Origin of the sequence: Arthrobacter sp. Soil736 (assembly GCF_001428005.1) — a bacterium.
Classification (GTDB): domain Bacteria; phylum Actinomycetota; class Actinomycetes; order Actinomycetales; family Micrococcaceae; genus Arthrobacter.
The window spans coordinates 277,358-303,457 of sequence record NZ_LMSB01000001.1 but is presented as its reverse complement, the minus strand read 5'-3'; the positions used below and the strand labels follow the sequence as shown (position 1 = coordinate 303,457).

Annotated in this window: 13 protein-coding genes and 1 pseudogene; 9 read left to right on the top strand and 5 right to left on the bottom strand. The window is 63.8% G+C overall.

From position 1 onward, the window contains the following. Nucleotides 1-63: 63 nt before the first annotated feature. The 3 genes and pseudogenes from ASG92_RS01415 (at nt 64) to ASG92_RS01400 (ending at nt 11,386) form a co-directional block, all read left to right on the top strand. A complete protein-coding gene (locus ASG92_RS01415) occupies nt 64-1,119 on the top strand; it encodes a ParA family protein (protein ID WP_240986950.1) in 1,056 nt (351 codons plus the stop codon). Between the two features lie 67 nt (nt 1,120-1,186). Beyond that, nucleotides 1,187-2,395: a ParB/RepB/Spo0J family partition protein gene (locus tag ASG92_RS01410; protein ID WP_056623319.1), complete on the top strand. Its 1,209-nt coding sequence runs from the start codon at nt 1,187-1,189 to the stop codon at nt 2,393-2,395. A gap of 7,674 nt (nt 2,396-10,069) precedes the next feature. After that, nucleotides 10,070-11,386 (top strand): annotated as a pseudogene (locus ASG92_RS01400) (IS1634 family transposase). A gap of 154 nt (nt 11,387-11,540) precedes the next feature. Here ASG92_RS01400 and trxA read toward each other — a convergent pair. From trxA to ASG92_RS01375, 5 genes are all read right to left on the bottom strand, one after another. Beyond that, nucleotides 11,541-11,867: a thioredoxin gene (gene trxA, locus ASG92_RS01395; protein WP_003800194.1), complete on the bottom strand. Its 327-nt coding sequence runs from the start codon at nt 11,865-11,867 to the stop codon at nt 11,541-11,543. Nucleotides 11,868-11,905: 38 nt separating this feature from the next. Next, a complete protein-coding gene (trxB, locus tag ASG92_RS01390; protein ID WP_056623313.1) occupies nt 11,906-12,862 on the bottom strand; it encodes a thioredoxin-disulfide reductase in 957 nt (318 codons plus the stop codon). Between the two features lie 288 nt (nt 12,863-13,150). Then, entirely contained in the window at nt 13,151-14,803 is a 1,653-nt protein-coding gene (locus tag ASG92_RS01385) for a hypothetical protein (RefSeq protein ID WP_056623310.1), read from the bottom strand. Between the two features lie 170 nt (nt 14,804-14,973). Continuing rightward, nucleotides 14,974-17,145: a murein biosynthesis integral membrane protein MurJ gene (gene murJ / locus ASG92_RS01380; protein WP_056623306.1), complete on the bottom strand. Its 2,172-nt coding sequence runs from the start codon at nt 17,143-17,145 to the stop codon at nt 14,974-14,976. Between the two features lie 71 nt (nt 17,146-17,216). Next, complete coding sequence (locus ASG92_RS01375) at nt 17,217-17,717, bottom strand: NUDIX hydrolase (protein ID WP_056623303.1); 501 nt, start codon at nt 17,715-17,717, stop codon at nt 17,217-17,219. Nucleotides 17,718-17,913: 196 nt separating this feature from the next. On the opposite strand from ASG92_RS01375, the gene ASG92_RS01370 reads away from it, so the two are divergent. From ASG92_RS01370 to ASG92_RS01350, 6 genes are all read left to right on the top strand, one after another. Continuing rightward, the gene (locus ASG92_RS01370) at nt 17,914-19,449 is read left to right on the top strand and encodes a CCA tRNA nucleotidyltransferase (protein WP_056623300.1); all 1,536 of its coding nucleotides are present in this window, start codon (nt 17,914-17,916) and stop codon (nt 19,447-19,449) included. Beyond that, nucleotides 19,450-20,031: a histidine phosphatase family protein gene (locus ASG92_RS01365; protein WP_056623297.1), complete on the top strand. Its 582-nt coding sequence runs from the start codon at nt 19,450-19,452 to the stop codon at nt 20,029-20,031. A 676-nt stretch (nt 20,032-20,707) separates the two neighbouring features. Continuing rightward, nucleotides 20,708-20,848 carry a hypothetical protein gene (locus ASG92_RS29110; RefSeq protein WP_200951862.1) on the top strand — a complete coding sequence of 47 codons (141 nt, stop codon included), beginning with the start codon at nt 20,708-20,710 and terminating at the stop codon, nt 20,846-20,848. Nucleotides 20,849-21,058: 210 nt separating this feature from the next. Next, entirely contained in the window at nt 21,059-22,528 is a 1,470-nt protein-coding gene (locus ASG92_RS01360; RefSeq protein WP_056623294.1) for a glycosyltransferase 87 family protein, read from the top strand. After that, nucleotides 22,521-23,960: an NAD(P)/FAD-dependent oxidoreductase gene (locus tag ASG92_RS01355; RefSeq protein ID WP_056623291.1), complete on the top strand. Its 1,440-nt coding sequence runs from the start codon at nt 22,521-22,523 to the stop codon at nt 23,958-23,960. The genes ASG92_RS01360 and ASG92_RS01355 overlap by 8 nt, the downstream gene beginning before the upstream one ends. A 110-nt stretch (nt 23,961-24,070) precedes the next feature. Continuing rightward, on the top strand, nt 24,071-26,068 hold the full coding sequence (locus tag ASG92_RS01350) for a penicillin-binding transpeptidase domain-containing protein (RefSeq protein ID WP_056623288.1): 1,998 nt from the start codon (nt 24,071-24,073) through the stop codon (nt 26,066-26,068). The last annotated feature ends 32 nt before the right edge of the window (nt 26,069-26,100 follow it).

The following is a 26,100-nucleotide window of genomic DNA, read 5'->3' as shown; positions in this document are numbered from 1 at the left end:
TGAGGGCGTAGCGGTTAGGCTAGAGAACGGCAGTAAGAGCCGAACGAGAGTGAGTGTGTCCCAGTGACCAGTAGCGAAACCTCCACGCAGCGGATCCCCCCGTTCGTGTCCTTGGGGTCGGCACGCGCCTTTGGTGTACCCTCGGTCGCTACGGCATCGAATCACCTGAATTCGGTTGCGGGCATCATGAACGGTGCGAAGGTTTCACGTGAAACACCGGCCATCGGGAACGTTTTGGATGCCTTGGATGACGATAGCCCCATTGCCCGCGAACTAGCGCACGAGAACAGGCGCCGGGAGAGGCTCTTGGACCGCAACCTTCCTAAACCCGAGAAGACCCGAGTCTTTACCGTTTCAAACCAAAAAGGTGGCGTGGGTAAGACCACCACCACCGTCAACATCGCGGCCGCGCTGGCGGCGGCCGGGCTGAATGTCCTGGTTATCGACATTGACCCGCAGGGAAACGCCTCCACCGCATTGGGCATCGAACATCATGCCGACGTCGACAGCATCTACGACGTTTTGATCAATGACATGGCGCTGGAGGACGTTGTGGCTCCATGCCCCGACATCAACAACCTCATTTGTGCGCCTGCCACCATTCACCTGGCCGGCGCCGAAATCGAACTGGTGTCGCTCGTGGCCAGGGAGCAGCGGCTCCGCCGCGCCATCGACGTTTACGCCAAGTCACGCCAGAAAAAGGGCGAAGAACGGCTGGACTACATATTCATCGACTGCCCGCCGAGTCTTGGCCTGCTGACGGTGAATGCATTCTGCGCTGCAGGCGAGGTCTTGATCCCTATTCAGTGTGAGTACTATGCGCTGGAGGGCCTTAGCCAGCTGCTGAAGAACATCGAGATGATCCAGAAGCATTTGAATGCTGATCTGGAGGTTTCCACCATTCTGCTGACTATGTACGACGGCCGGACGAACCTGGCGGCGCAGGTTGCCGCCGAGGTGCGCCAGCACTTCCCGGACCAGGTGCTGGGTGCTGTTGTTCCACGCTCCGTGCGCATCTCCGAGGCACCGAGCTATCAGCAGACGGTCATGACGTACGATCCATCCTCCAGCGGCGCCCTTTCCTATCTGGAAGCCGCAGCGGAAATCGCTGAGCGCTAGAATTTTCCAAACACTGCAACAGCCGGAGCCAGGCATAGCCGGGCTCTTCCAATGGAGGGATTCATCAATGAGCGATAAGCGACGCGGGCTCGGTCGCGGTCTTGGCGCACTCATTCCAAGTTCTGCCTCCACAAACGCTTCGGGTAGCGGAGCAGCGCCGTCACGCCCTGTGGACCTTTTCTTTCCGGAAGCGCGCAAGTCTGCGACCGCTGAAACTGCTCCCGCTGTTGAACCCTCTTCGACGACGCCCAGCCGGTCCTCCGGATCCAAGGGTTCTGTTGCTACCGATCCCGGTACCAAGGAGGCGCCGGTCACGGCCGCTCCGGTGAAAACCGCGGCTGGCGCGCCAGCCGCCGGTAGGGCCGGCGATGAGGTGCCCGCCGATGCTGCTGCCGGAACGGACGATGCTTCAGCTGCGGATTACCGGGCAGCGGGCAACGACGTCGAGCTTGTTGAGGTTCCGGGCGTTCGGTTTGCCGAAATCCCCGTGGCTGATATTCATCCCAACCGGAAACAGCCCCGCACCGTCTTCGATGAGGACGATATGGCCGAGCTGGTTCACTCAGTTCGGGAAATAGGCGTTCTCCAGCCAATTGTGGTGCGTACCTCAACCGAAGAGGGTGGTGAACCCTATGAGTTGGTCATGGGTGAACGCCGCTGGCGGGCGGTTCAGGCCGCAGGACTGGACACAATCCCCGCAATCGTCCGTGACACCACCGACGACGACCTGCTTCGCGACGCACTGCTGGAGAACCTGCACCGCAGCCAGCTGAATCCGCTGGAAGAGGCTGCCGCCTACCAGCAGCTCCTCGAAGACTTCGGCACAACTCACGAGCAGCTCGCTGACCGCATCGGCCGCTCGCGCCCCCAGGTGTCGAACACTCTCCGGCTGCTCAAGCTGCCCCCGCTGGTGCAGCGCCGTGTGGCTGCAAACGTCCTCTCCGCGGGACACGCTCGGGCACTGCTGGCCTTGCCGGACGCAGCCGCCATGGAACGCCTTGCGCAAAAGATTGTGGCCGAGGGTATGTCTGTACGTGCCACGGAGGAAGCGGTTACTCTTCACCGCGAGCCTGCCGCACCGGCGAAGAACAACATCCCCCGTCCCGGTGCGCGCCATGAACGCCTGGATTATCTGGCCTCCTCACTTTCGGATCGCCTCGATACAAACGTGAAGATCTCGTTGGGCGCACGAAAAGGACGCGTCAGCATCGAGTTCGCCAGCGTGGAAGATCTGAACCGAATCATGGACGTGTTGGCTCCCGGGGCCGAAAACTAGGAACTTCAGCATTTTCGAGGGCCCGTTTCACGTGAAACGGGCCCTTCTTCTTTGGTCTGAGTGTTTGGTCTGAGTACTCGAACTGCCCTCCGCACCACGGAATCGCTGCTCATTATGGTTGTTGAATGGCTGGATCGACGTTGCAGCAGTCCTGACCGGATCCCAGTGGGCTAGCTGGTACGGCGTGCTGGCCTCTAACAGCGGACATGTGCGTGGACGTAGGCACGGACGCCGAGTCGACGTGGAGCTGGACCTGGACCTGGACGCGGGCACGGACGCAGGCAATGGACCGTGCAGCCCATCTACACCGCTTGCAGCCATACCGTCCGCCGGAGGCACTGGACACTTTTGATGAATTCCACTGCAAGATGCGGGAATTGCTTCCCCATGACGCCTTTTCCCAGGGATTGAATGGCCGTGTTGAGCGTTGCGGCGTCGCTCAAGGCTACTGCTGGCAGAGCGCCGAACGCGTCCGTTCGGGGCGTACAAGTACGTGGATGCGCGGTATTTGCCATTGTGCCCCGCTGCGGCCGCCCGGCGCCCTCTAGATCGCGATCTAAGCGCTCTGTGGCCTGTGACCTAGCGCCGTATGAACCTGCCCCAACCGTCCTGTCGACCTGTCCTCAACCGCCGAGTGGCCTACGGAAACGCCGGGGCTGGCCTTTCTTTCTACTCCACTCAGACCTTCCACGGTTCCCAGAGGGCTTTGGGAGGGCTGATCGGGGCAAATTCGGTGATTATCTGCGCTCGAAGCCGCTCTCAGTCTGCGGCGGGAGGATGCCGCAATGGCATGCCCACTGCGCATCGCTCTTCCATAAACGAGTTCCGGGGTCTAGCGGGCTCTCATGGCGGCTGAGAGCGTCTGCCACGCCCGTGCATACTCTTCTGAGCCCGTGGGTCCGGTCATGCAGGTGATCCCGGCTGGACGGGCACCGGACGTAAGTGGATGCGGTCGTAAACTCTCGGCGGGGTCGTTAGCGACGGAACAGTCCAACATTGTTGCCTGGCAGTCGGTGAACCCACATGGCTCCCCCGTTTGGTTTCACGTGAAACCACTCGACTCTGAGCGGCGACCTCCATTCCTGGCACGAGCGCACGTGGGCATGTGAGCTGTCGGTTGGGACTGCATTCCTGGGTTGGCACCAGCCTTCCGTTCAAAGACCGATTGCGCCGGCGGCTGCCCGAACAAGTGGAACTTGATAGCTCGGGAGGGAAATACATCTTTGTGCCGGCCGCGTCACGTGAAATCTCCATCCTGATTCGAGGGTGAAGGGTTGCGGTGGATTTGCGCTCCACGCCACGAACGATGGTCAAGAAATGACTGGGAATTTCAGTTCACGGGCCGTGTGCTTCGTGCAGTCGCGCTGCTGCTACGGCCGGTCCCGGGATGCAGCAAGAGTGCCCCTTACGGTCCCCTCTTGGGACCTGCGATTTTCTAGGCATCGGACTTCTTGGACCTAGGACGTTGTCGTGCCTCATTTACGCCTTCGAACGCTTTGGCTGCTCGGCTATGCCGATCCCTGGAGTCGCCGGCAGGCGATGCTGCGACTCCGGGGTTGCTGGCCGAGCAGTCCGTGGGCCGGCCGTTGGAGGAGGTTAGTTCGTGAAGCTCTCCACCGGACGTGCGTCGATGAGAAGGCCGTGAGTTTCATGGATGAACGTGACAATTCCTGACCTGTCGGCAGTAGCCCCGGGGACGCTGGATGATCCCGAAGATGCATCTCGTGGAAGTCCTTGTCGTCGGACAGCTTCAAAGTTGCCCCACGATCCAAGGGGGAAGTTCGGCAGTCGCGAGGCCAGCGCGTCAGTCTGCACACCGAACGCTGAACGGTCCCCCGGGCACCTGAGCGGTTCACCCTGGCACCCGAGCTGTCATCCTCAAGGTGCTTGTATCCCGAACTCAAAGAGCTCAGCCCCCTGTCTTCAGGCCCTACATCGACTCCTCGGGCCTAGGAACCGGCGCGACCAGTCCGGTGTATCAGTCCCTTGCTGTACGCGTGGCGCGGTGTCCACTCACCACCGCTTACGAATCTTCATCGGGCTTCCCGGCAGGCGTGCTCCAGTGTGACTCTGCGATATGCGACCCTGCCCCCAGCGTTTCACGTGAAACATCTAGGCACGCCTGATCGAGGATGTCATTCGTGGCCCGTTGTATCCGTCTGTCCGGCAGCGTCGCACAGTAGTCGCTACCGCTCGTAGGCCTTCAACTATACGAGCCGGTCTCTTTCATCGCGGCCTGTCACCATGGCGGACTCTGTCCCAGGTGTTTCACGTGAAACATCTACGCACGCCTGACTGAGGATGTCACGTGTGGCCTGTTGTATTCGTCTGCCCGGCAGCGTCGCACAGTACGCACGCACTACGCTCCTAGGACTTCATCTATCCGAGCGGGACTCATTCTTCGTGGCCTGTCACCATGGCGGACTCTGTCCCCGGTGTTTCACGTGAAACGCCTAAGCCAGGCGGACCGACAACGTCCTGGTGGAAGGGGCCAGCCCTGTACATGGTCCGATCGCGGCGCCTAGCGTTCCCCGTCATTTCGTTGAGGCCGTGGACGCTCCCCTAACTGAGCGACATCGCGTTTGGTGGCAACTAGAACCCCTGACGATCTGAGCGATACGCGGATGCGCCGTGCTCAGACCATCATGTGTCCGGGGACAGACTTCATCAGATGCACGCGGAGGCGGTGCGCCTCCGGTGATCAGCGTCTGACAGTCCGTCCAGAACTTCTCGTTCGTCACCCATGTGTGACGATGCTTGTCGACCAGGACGAGTCGGATCCAGTCAGCTCACGCACTTCCCATTTGCAGAGGACAGTCCAGGGGTGGACCTAGGCAGGCGTCGTCCTGCGCGGCAACGGGTCATGAAGCGACGCTCAGGCCAGTGGATATTGCGGTGGATATCACAGTGGATAACGCTGTGGATAACTCTGTTGGTAACTAATCTCACACGGGCCCAGGGGCGGTGGATTTACCAGCCAGGCGGGCGCCCCGCGGAATGTGGGTGAAGCAAGTCCTCCTCAGGCGCGACATCCTGTTTCACGTGAAACAAACAGACCGCGGGCTGTTCGATGTGGACAGCGGGGAAAATCTCGATAATGTCGGTCCAAGATTAAGCTGAATCAGTTTATTTTCGGCACATGGTCTGCTGCTTGCGACCCGAGCTCCCAAACGGCCGCCCCGTCGTTGCAGGATCAGGAGTCTCGGCATCCCACCACAACGCGGGTCCGGTTTCCAGTGTCGCGCTAGAGGTGTCGAAATGCGCACAGCGGGTGCCTGTGGAAAACCCTGTGGATTCAGCTGTGGATAAGACTGTGAATAATGTCATGCTCCGGCTGTGGGAAGTTCACGACAGGAGTGGCTCGGCGGGAGGGTTCGCGTCGATCAGTGCCGGGCTGATCTTGTTAGTCGACATTTCCCGCCCGAACGTCGGGCTATCGAAATGCCGCGAGACGGATGCAATCCATAGCGATGCCGAACAAGAGAGGAGAGGTGAACGTCCGGTGCGGTAGACGCCGAGGTCGTCGAGACGAACGTGGGGGCCAGATGCATGCACCATGTGGAGTTGCCGGCGGTGATCAAAGGTCGGGCCGTATTGACGGCGGAAGGCCACAAGTGGACCTGGTTGCTATGCCGCAGTCACGAACCTGGTCGCTATGCTGCAGTCACGAACGCAGGCTGGCCGCAATAGGCAGCTTGCCGGACCGCTATAGCATGCGGGCAGCCGCTCGTTTGCTTGAGGAAGCATCGTGGATGTCGTGGGCCCTGTCGTGTCCATGGGGTCCTACTTCGGAGTCGGAGCGCCGGTCCCAATGAGGGCGCCTGAGCAACTGACACCTGAGCAACTGACCTATCGCCGACGCCGACGCGGATGCCGATGGGCCGCGTGTCCATGAGGAACGCCGTCCATGTGGAACCCATGGAGCAATGGCTGCGGTGCCCGGTGGGCGGTGTGAAGAAGATGTCGCGGGCTGGTGGCTAAACGCGGTGGGTGGCAAGGAGGCAAGGTGGCAGTGTGGCTTGCGTGGGCGGAGGATGTCGCCGCTGGTGGGAAACTTGCCTCGTGTGGGGTCTTCAATCCCGCAGCATCTCGGCAGTGTCGTACTCAGAAAGTTCAGCGGGCTCACGAGATTCAACGTGGTCGGCTGGGACCGTAGAGCGCAGGGCGTCCACTTTGGACTTTGACATGACCGCGCGGGGTCTGGCGCTGACGCCTCTTGGGTCTCGGCCCGGCTCAGGGCCAGCTGAAACGGTGGGCAGACCTTCCTGTGCTCCCCTTCCCGTGCTCTTGGTGGCTGGGCCCGCGGCACGACGGGTCCTGGCGTGGAGATAACTGTCTGTCGAAATAGCTTCAACTGTTGTTGGGGGCGGCGGTGAGGCGCGCTGACGCCCGGCGCACGGCTGGTCGGAATGTGGCGATGATGCCATTCGAACAGCCGGCTAGTGTTCTGGTTACGGCGGACAGTCACTGATGCAGGGCCCATGGCTGCAGCGGATCGTGTGCTGTATCGGAGACCTCGAGTACTGCCGGCCAGGGTACACAATCGGCTGGTCAAGACTTGATGCCCCTTGCTCCAGGTGACCGTGGTTCAAAGCCGAAGACGCTAGGACGGAGCCGGCTTCCACCCATGAGACTGCGCCACCAATGAGACTGCGTTCGTATCGAATCACAGCGCGGCTGCCACGCGATCGCCCGTCATGGAGAGACGACGACTTGTCCCCGGCGGTCGAGGTTCCCGTTCCCGGCTCATGTCGGTGTCGGGCTGTATCCTTGTTCGTTGGTGGTTCAACGTAGGGAAGCATGTGAGTGTAGAGCCACGATCAATGTGGCCATGGTTCAGACTCCGCGTGGCCCTTTGGGGTTCCCTCTGATGGTGCGTACCCGGCGCGAAGGTGATGTGGCCAGGCATGGACCGCATTGGCCTTTGTCCGCGAGGGCAGTTCGGACGGCCTCCGGATTCGCTGGTGCGGTCCACAAGATTAGCTGCACTATGGCCGTTGCACGTGAAACAGTGGGCGGCTGGTAGGGCGAAGATCGTTTCACGTGAAACACAGGGTGGACAGGGGAAGAAGGCTGTTTCACGTGAAACAGAGGGCGGACTCGAGGCGGGGTATGGCGGTTCCTGTTGCCCGGCGCTGAAGGCTGACGCTCCGGAGTTCTGTGCACCCTTGTCCGATGCTCCGATGCTTCGGTGCTTCGGTGCTTCGGTGCTTCGGTGCTTCGGTGCTTCGGTGCTCGGGTGCTCGGGTGCTCGGGTGCTCGGGTGCTCGGGTGCTCGGGTGCTCGGGTGCTCAATATTATTCAGTTCCCGAGACCCGGGAGCTTTATGCCGTCAGCGAGGGACTGAACAAGGGCAGTATGGGTCGACAGACCGCTTGCACGGGGAGTATTGCCGGCACAGTCGACTAGTCACGTTTCCGCTCGTTGCGCTGACTCCAAAATGTGGTCATCCTCCCGTCTCTCTGCGGGGATAAAGCAAGGTCAATGCACGTGAAAATCAGTGACCCGGAGGAACAGCGAAAGGTCTGCGCTGCCGCTCACGCACAATGAGCCCACGCACAATGAGTCGTGTTTCACGTGAAACGGCGTGGACCCTACACGGCGCGGACATTCTGGACCGACGGGACGTGAGGGCCACCCCGAGCCCGTCGTGAGCGTCACCCCGAGCCCGTCGTGAGCGTCACCCCGAGCCCGTCGACACTCCCCTCTCCGGAAGACAGTGGTTAGGAAGATGCGACACCGTGGTTGAGTTTCCCTCGGCACAGCACAACACAGCACAGCTCGGCACGGCTTAGTGAAACCCCTGGGCCGATTCGGATGAGCCCAGTTTCCACGCCCTTTGATGTTTGCCCCACAGATCTGGGATGTCTTGTTCGGGAGCAGCATCGGCTTCGCGGGCGTGATCGGCGGGCGCAGGACGCGGGACGCCGCGGGGCCTGGGTTGGCGCAGGCCCTGATTGTGCGTGAACTGTGCGAAACGCGGTCGAATATTGACCGGTCAGGACTAGTCACGGACGTCCACGTCCAAACACGAGCGGAGAGAAGAGCTCCTCTTTGTAGCTCCCTGATTCTCCGGCCTTTGGAGTCAATGCCCGTTTCGGTCCTATAGAGCAACTTCAACCCCGTTCGTTCTCTACATGCCAGAGATAGTTTGTCCACCGTGTCCTGCTTTCGTTGTTTGGCTGGAATCTGCGAAATCTGGGAGAGGGAGTACGTCCACGGCGCGCCCCTGTGGTTGATGGCTTGGCGGCTTCGGGCGCGACCCTAACTCGGTCGGCAGAGGGAGGGTAGTGGAATCAGAAGGCATCGATTGACCGGACAAGCAGCCGCATGACGCGAGGACCGTGTAACGCGGGATCGCCGAATAGGGCCGCATCGCGCGCCCGAGTCCAACGCACACATATCGTCCCCGCGCTTGTCCGGGGTTGGTTGGTTTCTGCCTCTTGGTCGCTCCGTCACCTTGCCAGGATTAGCTGCTTGATCTGCCTACCGCACGATCTGCCGTCCAGCGCTAACCAGGGTGGATGCCGGTGCACGGGGCCTCGGAACTTCGCGACTAAGGGCGGATGGCAGGGCCGAAGGAATGCAGTGAAGCCGAGCATGGCCTGTGTTCGGTGGTACCGGATTCGGATTGTGGTGATGGATCGGATTGCCTGGAGTCTCATTCAGTGGAAAGACGTGCCGTTTCCCAAGAAAGTAGGCCGGCGCGGTCAGCATGTTTCACGTGAAACCCTTCACTGGATCAGGTCTGTTCCCTGTGCAAAGACTGCGGGAGGGTATGGGGAGGGTAGGAGCGTGGTAAGTCCAAGATGCACGTGTGATCGTAATGCTTCGAGTTGGCCAGCGCGGACGACGAGCTGGACCCGTCGGACCGGACGACGTGCAGGAATTGTCAGAAGATGCCGCGGGGATCCTTGTTTGCGTATGGCACGGCAAAGAGGAGAAGTGGCGCTGAAGGATGCGGCCAGTTTCACGTGGCGCCGGCGACCGACATGATGTCTTTCGATCATCTTCCTGGTTTTCCAAGGCCGGTCTCTCGCTGTCTGGTCCCCCACTCGGGGGAAGGCGTGGGATCGACATTTGATGTTTCACGTGAAACGAACCGCATGCACCCGAGTCAGGCCCGGGGCGGAGTCGACCATTTGCCGAATGCAGCCAGCGGCGGACATAACCCTCCGTTTTACCCTTGCCCCAGACCCACGAATGAGACCGCCACCATTCTGAAGTCCGTCTGACCAACACAAGCGTCTTCTGAAATAGATATCGATTGTGAAGGTCGAGAACGCAGAAGCGAATAGGCGCTCCGCCGTTAGTGCTCCAGTGCTGAGCGGCGCGGCGGCTTCCCAAAGAGTAAAACGCCCGCGAGCAGAGCTTCCACCCCAAGCCCCGTCCAAGCAAGCCTCTCACAAAGAGCCGTGGTCCGAATCTCAGTGCAAACGAAAGTGGCCACCACTCCCCTGGAGTGATGGCCACTGGTCTGTCTATGCGTCAGCTCTCTGTCTCCGCGTCAGCTGCGCAGCGCCGTTGGGGGACTGCCGCTCGCGAAGTACGGGACGACGCCTGACTTGGCTCACGGTTCGCGGTCTCACGGTGGGCCGGCGCTCTGACCTGCGGTGATGTGGGCTGGTTGGTGCTTTTTCACGCACTAATGGGATTTGTTCTAGTGTCACCGGTGTGGCATTCATCAGGAGGGTGCGGACGGCCTCGGGAGCGACGGCGGTGCAGATCGCTGAGTATGTGCGCGGAGGTCAGCGGATCGTGGAGCATGTCGGCTCGGCGCGTACGGAGGCCGAGCTCGGTGTGCTGCTGGAGCGCGCCCGTGGGTTGCTTGAGGATCCCGCTCAGGGTGTCCTTGACCTCGGCGTCGAGCCGACGCCCCAGGTCAAGGGCCTAGTTGTGCCTGCTGGCGGGCCGGGTTTGTTTGATGCGGCCGAGCCGGCCGGGCCAGCCAGTCGTGACGGTTCAGGACGCGTGGTGGGAACGGACTCACGGGTCCTGTTCGATGCGTTGGCCGGGGTGTTCACGGCATTGGGATTCGACGGGCTCGGCGACGAGGTGTTCCGGGACCTGGTGATCGCCCGGGTCGTGGAACCGACCTCGCTGCTTGATGCCGGCAGGGTCCTGCGGGACCTGGGCCGGGTCCCGGCCAGTTACGCGACCATGAAGCGCACCCTCGGCCGGGCCGCCGCGGGCAAGTACCGGGACCGGATCGCGACCTGGTGCTTCCAGCACGCCAGCACCGACGGGGACGTTTCCCTGGTGCTCTACGATGTCACCACGATCTGGCCTCGCACTTCCGTTGGCACGGCGACGCGTTCACTGACAGGCAGCTGATCGACACCATCACCCCCGGGACCGGCCACCGGAATGAGAACAACCGGGACCTGCGCGCCGAGCCCGTCTGGATCCGCTACGCACCCCGGCTCGTGGCGGGCCGTGTGGGCCTACTCCCGCAAGAGGGCAGTTCGCGATGCCAACACCCTCACGGCCCAAGAGAACCGGGCTCGCGAGGTCATCGAGGGACAGAAGACGGCCCGGATCCCACGGTTCGTGAAGACCTCCGGCGGGAAACGCAGCCTCGATGAGGCGTCACTGACACGTGCCCGGCAACTGGCTGGCCTCAAGGGCTACGTAACTAACATTCCGCCGGCGGTCATGGCCGCAGGGGAAGTCATCGGCTCATGCCACGAGCTGTGGCACGTCGAGCAGTCCTTCCGGATGAGCAAGTCGGACCTGCGGGCCAGGCCCATGTTCCACCGAACCCGTGACGCGATCGAGGCACACCTGACGATTGTGTTCAGCGCGCTTGCCATCTCCAGGACTGTCCAGAACAGGACAGGGCTCGCGGTGGCCAACGTCATCAAACAGCTCCGGCCCCTGCGCTCAGCGACCATCGCCATCAATGGCACCACACAGAGATTCGCCCCCGACATCAACACCGAGCAGCAAGCCATCCTCGAGGCAATCCACAGCCCAAAAATCACGCACTAACCAAATGAGCCAAGTCAGGTCAGTGCAAACGAAAGTGGCCACCACTCCCCTGGAGTGATGGCCACTGGTCTGTCTACGCGTCAGCTCTCTGTCTCCGCGTCAGCTGCGCAGCGCCGTTGGGCGACTGCCGCTCGCGAAGTACGGGACGACGCTACTAGGACAGGACGTCCGCGAATTCCTTTTCGAAGAACTGCTTCGGCTTGGCGCCGATGACTGTGCTCTTCACTTCGCCGCCCTGGAACAGGTACACGGCCGGAATCGAGGTGATGCCGTACTCTGCAGCGATGGCGGGGTTGTCGTCGACGTTGACCTTGACGACGTTCACCTTCTCGCCATACTCCACGGAGATCTCATCCAGGATGGGGCCAAGCTTCCGGCACGGTCCGCACCATTCGGCCCAGAAATCCACGATTACCGGCTTGTCGGCGGCCAGCACGTCCGTGCTGAAGCTTGCGTCTGTTACGTCTTTTGCGTTGCTCATAACCCTTGTCTCTCTCTTCGAACGGTGGTCAGCGCCGGTCAGGCGTGAAGGTCAGCGAGGTAGTGCTCGACGTCGATCGCAGCGACACAACCTGAGCCGGAAGCCGTGATGGCCTGGCGGTAGGTCGGGTCCACGACGTCGCCGGCGGCGAAGACACCCTTGACGCTGGTCCGGGAGCTGCGGCCCTCCACCGCGATGGTTCCGGCGGCGGTCATCTCGAGGGTGTCCTTGACCAGTTCGGTACGGGGATCGTTACCGATGGCGACGAAAACGCCGGTGACGCCAAGTTCAGATTCGGAGCCGTCGATCAGGTTCTTCAGCTTCAGGCCGGTGACCTTGTCTCCGCCCAGAACGTCCTCAACGGCCGTGTTCCAGACGAAGTTGATCTTCTCGTGAGCCTGGGCGCGGTCGCCCATGATCTTGGAGGCCTTCAACGCGTCGCGCCGGTGAACGACGGTAACGGACTTGGCGAACTTGGTGAGGAACAGCGCCTCCTCCATGGCGGAGTCGCCACCGCCGATGACGGCGATGTCCTGGTCCTTGAAAAAGAAACCGTCGCAGGTTGCACACCAGCTCACGCCGTGGCCCGACAGGCGCTTCTCGTTCGCGAGACCAAGCTCGCGATACGCCGAACCAGTGGACAGGATGATGGCGCGTGCGCGGAAGGTCTCCCCCGTGGCGATGGTGACGGTCTTGATGTCGCCGTCGAGCTCCAGGGCCGTGACGTCCTCAAACTGAATTTCAGTGCCGAAGCGGGCAGCTTGCTTTTCGAAGTTCTCCATCAGGTCCGGACCCATGATGCCGTCAGGGAAACCAGGATAGTTCTCGACGTCCGTGGTGTTCATCAGCTCGCCACCGGCTGTGACGGAACCGGCCAGAAGCAGTGGCTTCAGATTGGCGCGTGCCGTGTACACGGCGGCGGTGTAGCCTGCCGGACCCGAGCCGACGATGATGACATCACGTACTTCTGACGCGCTGTTTTCTGCGTTGCTCACTGAACGGTGAACCTCTTCCTTAGTCGATGCACCAGCCTTCCGGCCGGCCACATGGCACAACTGCTTGGCGGTGCCGAATATTCCAGACGTGGTGGAGGCCTGGTGAAGGCGCATTGAGCCCGCACGCACACACCATCACAAGACGTTCCCCAAGGTTACCGTCTTGGGGAGTGTCAAGGGCGCCCTATTACACCGAACCGCGGAGGCCGGGTGCCAGCCGCGCAAGGCTGCTGCGCGGCCAGAGCCGGGCGGTTGAGCCCGGGGATGCTGCGCGCCGGAACGGCGCGCCTACTGAACCTTGATCTCGGCAAGCCGCAGGCCGTACCCGTAACGGGTCTTAGGTGCGGCGAGCTTGGGCAGGGTCTTGATGGACACGATCACGTACTGCGCAGTGACGGGTTCAGCCAGCGGCATGGTGAGGTCCGGCGAGGTGAAGCTGTTGGAGCCCACCTGCTTCGCGCCGTCGAGGGACGGGCGGTCGTTGGTGAACACGCTGATGCTTCCGCCGGATGCACCCAGCTGGTTCAACGTAATGGAGGAGACCTTGGAGGGACTCTTCAACTTGACCACGAGGGGAACACCGTCCGGGGCCAGGCCGCCCCAGTCCTCCGTGGCGAACTCCATATCCGACCAGTAGCTCGCCGCGTTGCCGTCGAAGGTCTTCTTGAGGTCGGCGTCGTACGTCGAGGCAAAGTCGAAGCTGCCCTGGCGGGTGACGCCTTCAATGGCCGGCGGTCCTGCCGGAGCCGTGCTCTGGGTCGGCGACCCGGAGCCGGACTGAGGTGCGGACGACGGCGGCACTGTTGACCCTGCCGTTGCTTCCGGTTGCGGCGTGGTCTTGAAGAGGCTGCCCAGGTTGGTGACGGCAAAAATGAGTCCAACGATCAGCACCGCTGCCAGCAGGCCTCCGACGAGCCATCGCATGGAACGGGGTTCGCGCTGCGGTTCGTCGTCGTCATCGTCGTAGTCGTAGCCGCCTGCAGCGGGAACACTGCTGGTCCTGGCCACAGCGGGGAAGTTGCCCGCTCGCCTGTCGGTTTCCGCCGATTCGTCGTCGTCGGCGTACTGGTCTTCGGGGGCGTAGTCATAGTCGTCTTCGGACCACAGTGACACCTTGGGGGCGTCCTGGCCTGCTCCGGAGCCGGCGCTGTCTAGTGAGCCGGACGCCGCTTCAGCGGAGCGGTTGGTCTCGCGTTGCAGCAGTGCCTGTTCCACGTTCTCACGCTGAACGGGCTGGGGAGCAGTGGTCTCGGGGACACCGGACTGCTGCCGGCCCTGCCCTGCGGCGGCCGCGGCGGCTACGCCGGCAGCGACACCAGCCCCTGCGGCTCCGGCAGAAGGCGCGGCGGAAGGACGGGCCGGCGGTAGAGGCGGCACGACGGGGGCCTTGCGCACGGGCGCAGTGGGGGCCTGGGCGCCCGCGCCGTGCTCTGCGGTGCCCGCGGAGGCACGTCCGGCGGCGGGTGCAGCCGCGTGATACTGATCAGCCTGCCTGGGCTGGTTGTCCCCGTAGTTGATGTAGCCGGCGTCGACCTCTTCGTCGTCGTCGTACGTTTCCGGCTCATGCGAGCGGGCCTGGCCGAAGATCTCGCTGCCGAGGGTGTCCGTGAAAAACGGCTCGACGTAGGGCGGGCTGGAAGCGACCACCAGGTCCAGCAGGTCGGCGGCGGACGTGTGGTTGGTGATGAGATAGGTGGTGGCGTCGCTCACGCCAAGGTCCAGGATCTGCACACTCCCCGGACGCTCGCCGGTGGCCACTTCACGGGCGCTCTGGGCTACCTGATCCGCATTGTGCGGGCCGGCCACCAGAATGCTGACCGGGCGGTTCAGCACCTGGTCGACACCGTCCAGCACCAGATCCTGGTCATGCGAGGTCAGTACTGTGGCCGTGACCTTGTAGCGGCCGCCAAGTACTGATCCGACATCGATCGGGTGGGACACGTGTTCCTCCTAGGCTGTCCGGGAATTGCGCGGGCCTGGCGATTTCTCGCCATGGGGAGACCTCCAGCAAGCCGGCTGACACTGACCTGCAACTACCCTTGTTCTTTGTCGATCCTAGCCGATGCTGTGCAACGGCCGAGGGAGACAGGGCTGGCCAAATCCCCCGGCGGTTACTTTTTCCTCTTCCGCCCGTGCCTGAAATACGGGTTCTGGCCGGGTGTTCCCTGGAAGGTCCGGCGTCCGGGGAGCGGGATCTGTTCGCGCAGGGCGTTGCCGCGGGCGGTGCTGGGCACGTCCTCTTCCGGCAAGTAGGTGGCGGCCTGGTCCTCGGACCCGCCATGGTTTGCCGGCTGCGGCTCTGGTTCCGGCTGGGGCGCCGGCCCGGCACGGAAGGAAGCCGCATCGAATTCGCCGGAAATTCTGGGAATCAGACCGGTGTCCACGGAGACCGTGGCGCGCTCCGGCGTCGGACGCCGTACTGCGGGCGCGGTTGCGCCGCTGCCGGAAGCCGTACCAGCAGGCACCGGACCAGCAGGCGCCCCGCCAGCTGGCGCGGCTGCCGCAGGGGCGCCAGCGCCACGGCCCAGGCGTCCCAGCAGCGGCCGCAAAAGGTCGCGCAGTTCGGTGACGCGGAACAGCTTCAGCAGGAGCAGATAAGCGGTCAGCATGATGGGCCCGACGACGACGATGGTCACCAGCGCGGCAAGGCGGCTGCTCCATGCGAAGCCAACGGGACTGTAGCTGCCCAGCAGCCACAGCGCGCCCGCGCCGGCCACGGCCGAACCGAGGGCGGCGTAGCCCATGCGGATGTAGGAGTTGGCGATCCGCGGTCCGTCCAGATGCCCCAGGAGCCGGCGCAGGAAGAACGCACTCACGATCACGGACAGGATGTTGCCCGCCGTGTAAAGGATGGCGATGGCGAAAATTATCTGGTTGTACGGCAGGAACTGGATGAAAAATGCTGCCACAACATTGACCAGTGCGAGGACCAGCTGGATGTAGAACGGGGTCCGGGCATCCTCGTTCGCATAGAAGACCCGGGACATCATGAAGTTGGCGCTCATGAACGGCGTGCTGAGAGCCAGGATGGTGAGGGTCTGCGCCAGCAGCACACCGTCCGTGGAGCGCCCGCCGGAGAAAAACATGCCCAGCGGTCCCGCCAGCGCGAAAAGCGCCAGGGCGCCGAAAACGGTCGCCACCGCCATGGTCCGCAGTCCCTGGGACAGGGCATCGCGCAACTCGTCGCGGTTCCCGTCCTGGGAGGCGCGGGTCATCCGGTTGAACAGCACGGTGGCCAGGGAGAGCGCGATGATCGAGTGCGGCAGCAGGTACAGCTGGCTGGCCACCTCGAGCACAGCGTTGCCGGGCAGCATCGCGGCGGCGCCGAAGTCATTCGCCTTCTCCAGGCGAAGCCGCTCGCTGCCGGGAATGGTGGCGATGCGCATGACATAGAGGAACGCAAGCTGCCCGACGGCGGCAGTCAGGAGCGTCCAGACGCTCAGTCTTGCGGCGTGGCCGAGCCCCACGCCGCGCCAGCCGAACCGCGGGCGGAGTCCCAGCTTCAGCCGGAACACGGGGACCAGCAGAATGGCTGTCTGGGCAATCACGCCGATCGTGGAGAAGCCGGCGACAAAGAACGTCTGGGAGTCGCCCCAGTTGTCCAGTGAATGCGTATTGGTCACGTTGGCGCCGAAAATCCAGATGAACATGCCGAGGCCTGCGATGGCCACGATGTTGTTCATAATGGGCGCCCACATGGCGGGTCCAAAGGCGCCATTGGCATTGAGGACCTGGGTCAGCAGGGCGTACAGGCCGTAGAAGAAGATCTGCGGCAGGCACCAGAACGCGAAGGCAACGGCCAGGGACTTCTGTTGCGGCGAGTAACCCTGGGTGGTCAGTTCGATGACCGAGGGGGCCAGCAGGGTAACCAGCAGCGTCAGGGACAACAGGACCAGGACGGCCAGCGTGAGCAGCCTGCTGATGTAGTCCGCTCCCCTGTCCGGAGCCTTGCTGGCTTTGATGATCTGCGGGACCAGCACCGCGTTGAACACGCCGCCGGCAACGAGCAGGAAGATCAGGTTTGGCAGGTTGTTGGCGTTGATGAACGTGTCATTGACCGTGGAGCCCAGGCCGAGGGCGGCGCCGAGCATCCAGGTTTTGCCGAAGCCCAGGATCCGGGAGACCAGGGTACCGGCGGCCATGACGGCGCTGGAGCGGGCCTCGCCGGACTGTTCCCCTCCGGACTGGGCAGCGCCGGAAGCAGCCGCGCCGGAAGGCACGACACCGGAAGGCGTATCGCCTGGCTGCGCGGGCTGCTCGGAAGATGGATTGGCTGCTGACATCGTCTTCATCGTCTCACCCGCGCGCGCGGAACGCCGTAATCTTCGGGGTCCCGGCACGCGGCCCTGGCCCTTCAGAGGTGCTCGGGCAGGACTTCGCGGGCCAGGTCCGCGATGCGGCGTTCGTTGGGAAAGGACAGCTTGCGGGCAAGCTCCTGAATGGGAATCCAAGCAACATCGACCGCTTCCTTGTCAGGATCGTTTTCGATGGTGAGTTCGCCGCCCGTCGCCTGCAGAAGGTAATGGTGCACGGTCTTGTGCACCCGGTGCCCGCTGACCGTGAACCAGTAATCGATGCTGCCCAGCGGGGCCAGGATCTTGCCGTCGATGCCGGTCTCCTCGGCGATCTCGCGGACAGCGGCTTCCTCGTTGTTTTCCCGGCCTTCCGGATGCCCCTTCGGCAGGCACCATTCAAGACGCCCGCCCCTATTAAGGCGGGCGATGATCGCCACCCTCAATTCGCCGTCGGACGTGTCCACCACGACGCCACCGGCGGAGATTTCCTCAACGGTGGGAAGGGAGGCCGGTGCCGAGTGCGGGGCGGGCGCGACGTGGGCACCTATTGCCGATGGCAACGGTGGATTCGTCCTCCTGCCGGGAGCGCTCGGTACGGGATGGGCCATGAAGTCCACTCTAACGACTCTTGCCCGTTGGTGATGACCGGAACATGACTTCCAGATGGACTGCATGTGACGGACTTTCCGGCCGCCGTCCCGCAATGACCGCGATTTGGTGTGGTTGGGGATGGTTTTCTGACAAGCTTAAGTAACTATGGCGCACGCACATCAAAAGACTGATCTCCACACCGTCGACTTCCAGGTGGACCCGGTGGTCCTGGAGCTCGGGCAGCGGTTCGTGGACGCCGGCCACGAGCTGTCGCTCGTCGGCGGACCGGTCCGCGACCTCTTCCTGGGCCGCACGTCCCCGGACCTTGATTTCACCACCGACGCCACCCCGGACCAGACCGTCGCGCTGATCAAGAAGTGGGCCGACAATTTCTGGGAGATCGGGCGCGCCTTCGGAACGATCGGCATGCGCAAGGCCGGCTTCCAGATCGAGATCACCACGTACCGCGCCGAGGCCTACGATCCGGAATCCCGTAAGCCAGTGGTGGCCTTCGGGTCCTCGCTCACCGATGACCTGCTGCGCCGCGATTTTACGATCAACGCCATGGCACTGCGGCTGCCGTCGATGGAGCTCATCGACCCGTTCGGCGGCGTCCGCGACCTCCACGCCTCGGTGCTGGCGACGCCCGGGGCCCCCGAGGCGTCCTTTTCCGACGATCCCCTGCGCATGATGCGCGCGGCGCGGTTCGCGTCCCAGCTCGGCGTGGCCGTCCATGACGACGTTCGGGTTGCCATGACCCAGATGGCCGAGCGCATCAGCATCATCTCCTCCGAGCGGGTGCGCGATGAACTCGTCAAGCTCATCTGCGGCAGGAACCCGCGCGTGGGCGTGGATCTGCTGGTGGACACCGGCCTGGCCGAGTTCGTGCTGCCCGAAGTGTCCGCGCTGCGCCTCGAATCCGACGAACACCACCGTCACAAGGACGTATACCAGCACTCCCTCCAGGTACTCGAGCAGGCGGCATCCCTTGAGACGGACGGCGACGGTCCGGTGCCCGGCCCGGACTTCGTCCTGCGGTTCGCCGCACTGATGCACGACGTCGGCAAGCCGGCTACGCGCCGCTTCGAACCGGGCGGCGCGGTGAGCTTCCGGCACCACGACATGGTGGGGGCCAAACTCACCGCAAAGCGGATGAAGACCCTCCGCTTCGACAACGACACCATCAAGGCCGTCGCCCGCCTCGTGGAACTCCACATGCGCTTCTACGGCTACGGCGACGCCGGCTGGACCGACTCTGCGGTCCGCCGCTACATCACCGACGCCGGCCCCCTGCTGGAGCGCCTGCACCGCCTGACCCGGTCGGACGTCACCACGCGCAACCAGCGCAAGGCCGAGCGGCTGTCCTTCGCCTACGACGATCTCGAATCACGGATCGAGGCCCTCCGCGAGCAGGAGTCCCTGGAAGCTGTGCGGCCGGACCTGAACGGTGCCGAGATCATGGCCCTGCTGGGGCTCAGGCCCGGGCCGGTGGTAGGGAAGGCGTACAAGTTCCTGCTGGAGGAACGGATGGAGCACGGCCCGCTGGACCCGGCCGACGCCGAGTCCCGGCTGCGCGCCTGGTGGGCCGAGCAGCCCGAATCAGCCCCCGAAGCTCCGGAGCCCGCCGCGCCGAGCGCTACGGCACCGGACCCCGCCAAGTCTCCCGCCGACGTCGAACCTTCCCCAACCCAGGAGTCCTAAGTGAACGCCGCCAACATTGCCCGTACCCAGCTCTGGATCCTGCGGCACGGTGAAACCGAGTGGTCCAAGAGCGGCCAGTACACGGGGCTGACCGACCTTCCTCTGACGGTGGAGGGCGAACAGCAGGCGGTGGAGGCACGCAAGATCCTGGACAGCGTGGACTTTGACCTGGTGCTGACTTCGCCGCTGCGCCGTGCACGCCGGACCGCCGAACTCGCCGGCTTCCCGGATGCCGTCCACGAACCGCTGGCCGTCGAATGGGACTACGGCGACTACGAGGGCATCAGCTCGGACCTGATCCGGAAAGACAACCCGGAGTACCTGATCTGGACGCACGGCGTTCCGAACGGTGAGAAGCTGAGTGACGTGGCGGCCCGGGCCGACAAAATCGTGGCACGGGTCCTGGAGTCAGGGCTGGACAATGTCCTGATCGTGGCCCACGGCCACTTCTCGAGGATCCTCACGGCACGATGGCTCGAACTCGCCCCGGAAGAGGGCCGGCACTTCATTCTCGGCACCGCGAAAGTGTGCACGCTCGGCTGGGACAAACGGACTCCTGCTATTGTCCGCTGGGGCCTCTAAGAATAGATTCCGGGTGATTCTCGAATTTGTTTGAGAATTAAGTAGTCAAGAACGCCATTCTTGGTGTAATTTTATTTCTGATCCCAGTGCGGCTTGCCAGGGTCACGGCGCGCGTTGTCCGGCCAGTCAGCTGGTGCAACGGCAGAGCAGAAAAGGAGGTTGGGAAAATGATTACTTTGACTAGCGGATGGAAGTTGACCATCACCGCGTTCCCGGCCTTCGTTGCTGGCCCGCGCCCTCTTCACGGACTCGCCCGCTCCTGATCCTCACGCTCCTGGTGCCTGCACCAAGGAAGCGTTAGCAGGAACTGGTCCCCCTCTTTGGGGGATTTTCTGGGCCACGGCGGTCTGATGTAGCGGAACCACGCGGTTGCGCAGCACCCTCATAATTCGGAACCCTGCTTCTTGTTGGGGTCTGCGGTGCTACCGCTTCGGGGGCCATTTACCGCTTTTGCGGATTTCTCTTTCTGTGTACCGGGCATTTCTATGCCTATTTTCGGCCATTCTCAGAATTCAAATGGCCTTAATTCCCATGCCCGAATTGCCGTCCTTTTTCCATCCGGAAACCCGTCCCTTTCCATCCCGAAGACCGAGGATCCGTCTTGACACCCAGCAGCAGTACCGCCGTCGGCGCCGCCAGCCGCACTACCAGCCCCCAGCGAAAGGAGGTGAACGCTATGCTCCGCAAGCTCCAGGAAGCCCTTTCAGGCCGGAACTCAGGAATGAACCAGCAGCCGCAGTTCAACGGCCGTCTGCTTGACCAGAGACGGGAGGACGTCTACGTATTGATGCACCAGCAAATGAGCAGCATGCGCTGACACCGCGTCCACCAATGTCCTGTCCACCACGGAGGAACTGATGGATTGCTTTGCCCAGCGCACTCCGCAGGGAGCCCGCGCGGCTACGCGCGGGCTCTCGCCGCGTTTCCGCGCATCGGTACGACACGAGAAGCAGGCGCTCGGAAGGACGGCGTTCCGGTGAATTGGTGCTTCGCCGTGCCCTGCACGTGCACCGGTAAGCTCAAACATATGCAGGAGACACAGACGCCGCCCCATCGAAAGCGGGCGCGCCTCGTCGTGCCGAGCCGCAGCGACCGGTTCCTCAGGAACTTCACCGAACTGATCGGCGGGCCCATGGGCTACCGTTCCGCTCCCGGGATCGTCTCCCCCGGCTTCTTCACGGTGGAACGCGTGCTCATCATCCTCACCGTCCTGGCCGCCCTGCTGGGAATCGCCGTCAAGGATTACTGCCGGGTCAACGGCTGGGAGACACCCTCCCAGTTCTACTCCACGTGCTATTCCGACTTTCCGGAACTGTTCCGCAACCGCGGCATCGGTGATGGGGCCTTCCCGTTTGTCACTCCCGGCACTCTGTTTGAGTACCCCGTGCTCATGGGGATCATCGCCGGAATCACGGCCCTGCTGGTCCCGGGCCGGGGCGTCACGGATGCCCGGATCCTCGGCTACTTCGACGTCAACGCCACCCTCATCACCGCTGTCTGGATCGTCACTGTCCTGGCAACGGCGCGGATGACCCGGAGGCGCCCCTGGGATGCGGCCATGGTGGCCCTGGCGCCCGGAATCGTTCTCGCCGGCGTGATCAACTGGGACATGTGGGCCGTGGCCCTGCTGGCACTGGGCATGTACTTCTTTTCACGGGAGCGGCTGGTCCTCGCCGGGATCCTGATCGGCCTGGGGACTGCCACGAAGCTCTATCCCGTCCTCGTCTTCGGCGCGATCTTCCTGCTGGCCCTGCGCACCGGGAAAATCCGCGCCTTCCTGGTGACGGCGGCGGCTGCCGCCCTTGCCTGGCTGGCCGTCAATCTGCCAGTTGCGGTGCGGGACCCCACCGGCTGGAAGTATTTCTTCGAGTTCACCCAGGACCGCCCGGCCGGGTTCAGCTCGCCCTGGTTCGCCTACAACCTGGTGGCTGAGCGCGTCCGGTGGACCCCCCTGACACCTGAGGCCATCAACACGCTGGCCCTGAACGTATTCCTTGTGGCTTGCGTCCTCATTGCTGTCCTGGCCCTGACCGCCCCCCAGCGGCCACGGCTGGCGCAGCTGGCCTTCCTGATCGTTGCGGCCTTCATCCTGACCAACAAGGTGTACTCCCCGCAGTTCGTGATCTGGCTGGTCCCCCTGCTGGCGCTGGCACGGCCGAAGTGGCGAGACTTCCTCATCTGGCAGGGAATCGAGGGGCTGCACTGGGCCGCGATCTGGATGTATCTTGGCCAAGTGACCAGCGGTGGCGTTTCACAGCACAACATCGACATGCCCTACTACGTCCTGGCTGTTGCGGCACATATGCTCGCTACTGCATATTTGATGCTGCGCGTTGCCTGGGACATCTGGGACCCGCGGTACGATCCAATCCGCCGCCACTTCATGGACGATCCGCACGGCGGGCCGTTCAACAATGCCCCTGACTGGATCCGGCTGGACCCGCTGCGCCCGGCGGCGTCCGTGGTGCCCTGGAGGGCGGGCCCCCGCGATGGCTGACGTCGCCGTCGTCGGCTCCGGCCCCAACGGGCTCGCCGCAGCCGTCGTGATGGCCCGGGCGGGACTGAAGGTGCATGTCTACGAGGCCGCACCGGACATTGGCGGCGGAACCCGGACCTCCGAAGTCATTGAGGACGGCCACTGGCATGACGTCTGCTCCGCCGTACATCCCATGGCGCTTGCATCGCCGTTTTTCCGGGCCTTCGGGCTGCCGCGCCGGATCGAACTGAAGATTCCCGCCGTCCAGTTCGGTTCGCCGCTGGACCGCGGCCGGTCGGCCCTCGCATACCGGTCCCTGGACCGGACGGCTGACGAACTGGGGCGTGACGGCCGTGCCTACCGCAGGCTCATGGCTCCGCTCGTGCGGCACATCGACGGCATCGTGGAGACCACGTCGGATCAGCTCCTGCGGATTCCGCGCCAGCCGGCGGCCGCTGCGGTCATGGGCCTCCGAACGCTGGAGCAGGGGTCGCCGCTGTGGAACCTCCGTTTCAGGCAGGACCGCGTACCGGCACTGCTCACGGGCGTGGCAGCCCACGCCGTGTCCCGGCTGCCTTCCCCCGCGGCGGCCGGCGCGGGCCTGCTGCTCAATGCGCTGGCCCATGCCCAGGGCTGGCCCATACCCGTGGGCGGGTCATCGGCGATTGCCGCTGCCATGGCCGCGGACATCGAGGCTCACGGGGGCGTGATTGAAACGGATTTCTTGGTTTCATCGCTCTCGGAACTGGAGCCCGCCCGGGCCGTGCTGCTGGACGTGGCCCCGCCAGCCCTGGCACGCATCGCCGGAACCCGGCTGCCGGCCGGATACCTTCGCGCGTTGGAGGCTTTCCGCTTCGGCAACGGCGCGTGCAAGGTGGACTTCATCCTGTCCGGGCCGGTGCCGTGGACCGGCCCTGGACTGGAAGATGCCGGCACGGTCCATGTCGGCGGCACACGCGCGGAGATGACCCAGGCCGAAGCAGACGTTGCCGCGGGGAAGCACCCGGAGCGGCCGTATGTCCTCGTGTCGCAGCCGTCCCTGGTCGATTCCACCCGGGCGCCGGGCGACCGGCATATCCTGTGGAGCTACTGCCACGTTCCCGCCGGGTCCACAGTGGACATGGGGCCAGCGGTCATGGACCAGCTGGAACGCTTCGCGCCCGGATTCCGGGACGTCGTGGTCCGGTACAAGGTGACCACGGCGTCGGAACTTGCCGCCTACAACCAGAACTACATCGGCGGGGACTTCAGTGCAGGGCTGCTGGACATCCTGGGGCTGCTGCAGCGGCCGGTGGTCTCCCCGGTTCCCTGGCGCACGCCGGCCCGCGGGGTTTATCTGTGTTCGTCCTCCACACCGCCCGGACCCGGGGTGACAGGCATGCCTGGCTTCCACGCGGCGAAATATGCACTAAAGGACATATTCGGTCTGGGCATGCCCGCCCTGGGTCTCTGAGATTCTGCCGGCCCCCTTTTGCGCATGGGAACGGGGCTTAAGTGTTCGTTGGCGCTCGGGGTGGGGTCATGTAACCGGCACGGGCCCGGGGAAAGGGGCATAATAGCGCGGTGGGGAACTCTAAAAAACTTTCACTTGCCCTTATTGGTCTCATTTTCGGCGCCTCGCTGGTGGCGTGCGACGACGGTCGCAGCGGCTCCGAAGCCGCGGCGAAGCAGCTCGCCTCGGCCGTAGCCGGGATGGACCTCCGTCCCGTGGGGTTCGACGGCCGTGATTCCGCTGTCGCGAACGACCAGCTGCAGCAGGTCTTCAAAGCCCTCGCACCTGAGAAGCCGTCCGTAGAAGCGGGCGCGTTGCAGCTCGACGGCGACACGGCCCGGATCCCGCTCAACTACAGCTGGAAGATCTCCTCCGGCGAGTGGAAGTACACCGTTTCCGCGGACCTGAGGAAATCGGGAGACAAGTGGCTGACGGTCTGGTCGCCCGGGATGCTGGTGCCCGATCTTGCCGAAGGCGAGATCCTCAGCAAGTCCACGCAGTCCCCGCCGCGCGCCGATATTCTTGGCGCGCAGGACACCCAGCTGGTCACCTACCGTCCCGTGGTCAACGTCGGCATCGATAAGCCGCTGCTTGGCACTGCTGACGCTGCCGATGCCGCCACCAAGCTTGCCAAGCTGGTGGGCGTTGATCCGGCCGCCTACGTTCAGCAGGTGGAGGCGTCCGGAGCAGAGGCCTTCGTACCGGCCATCACCCTCCGGGATACCAGCAGCCGCACCGTCACTGATGCGCAGATCGAGGCCATTCCGGGTGGCCGGGCCATCAAGGACAAGTTGCCCCTCGCTCCCACCCGGAACTTTGCCCGTGCCGTGCTCGGCACCGTAGCCGAGGCCAGCGCTGAGCAGATCGAAAAGTCCGACGGCGGCCTGACCGCCGGCGATGTCACCGGCACCGGCGGCTTGCAGCAGCAGTACGACGCCCAGCTGAGGGGCACGGACGGCATCGTGATCCGGGTGCAGCGCGCTGATCTCACCAAAGACGAAATTCAGGCCGCACCGACCGATCCGCGGCGAACGGTATTCGAGATCCAGGCCACCGCCGGCACGCCCTTGAAGACCACCCTCGACCTCAAACTTCAGCAGCTCGCCGAGGACACTCTCGCCGACATCAAGCCTGCGTCCGCGATCGTGGCGCTCCGGCCGTCCACGGGAGCCGTGCTGGCCGCAGCTTCGGGACCCGGAAGCAACGGCTACAACACCGCCATGCTGGGCCAGTACGCGCCGGGCTCCACGTTTAAGGTGGTGGATTCGCTGGCCATGCTGCGCAACGGGCTCACCCCCGATTCAAAGGTGGAATGCACGCCCACCCTCACCGTGGACGGACGGAAGTTCAAGAACGCAGAGGGCTATCCCGCCGATTCGCTCGGTTCCGTCACCCTCCGTGACGCGTTTGCTCACTCCTGCAATACGGCCTTCATCTCGGCGCGGGACAAGGTGTCGCAGGCACAGCTGGAGTCAGCGGCGACGTCTCTCGGTGTTGCCGTTGAGGCACCGAAGCTGGGTGCGGACGCTTTCCTTGGCTCCGTCCCGGGCGAGGCCGAAGGCACAGACCACGCCGCGGCCATGATCGGGCAGGGCAGGGTCCTGATGTCCCCCCTGGCCGCAGCCATCATGGCCGGTTCCGTCGCGAAGGGCTCGCCGGTCTCGCCGGTGCTGGTCCAGGAGGCCGCCCCGGGCGCATCACCCTCGGCAAGTGGGGCGGCAGGCACGCAGCACGCGGAAGGTGCGTCGCCGTCGTCGACCGTCACTGCCGAGGCCCCGGCCAAAGCCGCTGAAACACCGATCACCAAGGCGGAGGCCGCCTCCCTCGCCGAAATGATGCGCGCAGTGGTGACGTCCGGCCACGCCGGCTTCCTGGCCGACGTGCCCGGCGAACCTGTGGGGGCCAAGACCGGCACCGCGGAGTTCGGCAATGCCAACCCGCCCAAGACCCACGCCTGGATCATTGCGGTGCACGGCGATCTGGCCGTGGCTGTCTTTGTGGAAGACGGCGGGCTCGGCGCCACAACGTCAGGGCCGCTCCTGAAGAAGTTCCTGACAGCCGCCGGCTGACGCCGGCGCTCCGGTGCCGGCCGCCGGCAGCT

Coding starts and splice junctions, on each gene's coding strand:
- ASG92_RS01410 (WP_056623319.1), top strand. CDS start 1,187: ATGAGCGATAAGCGACGCGGGCTCGGTCGCGGTCTTGGCGCACTCATT.
- trxA (WP_003800194.1), bottom strand. CDS start 11,867: ATGAGCAACGCAAAAGACGTAACAGACGCAAGCTTCAGCACGGACGTG.
- murJ (WP_056623306.1), bottom strand. CDS start 17,145: ATGTCAGCAGCCAATCCATCTTCCGAGCAGCCCGCGCAGCCAGGCGAT.
- ASG92_RS01370 (WP_056623300.1), top strand. CDS start 17,914: ATGGCGCACGCACATCAAAAGACTGATCTCCACACCGTCGACTTCCAG.
- ASG92_RS29110 (WP_200951862.1), top strand. CDS start 20,708: ATGCTCCGCAAGCTCCAGGAAGCCCTTTCAGGCCGGAACTCAGGAATG.
- ASG92_RS01360 (WP_056623294.1), top strand. CDS start 21,059: ATGCAGGAGACACAGACGCCGCCCCATCGAAAGCGGGCGCGCCTCGTC.
- ASG92_RS01355 (WP_056623291.1), top strand. CDS start 22,521: ATGGCTGACGTCGCCGTCGTCGGCTCCGGCCCCAACGGGCTCGCCGCA.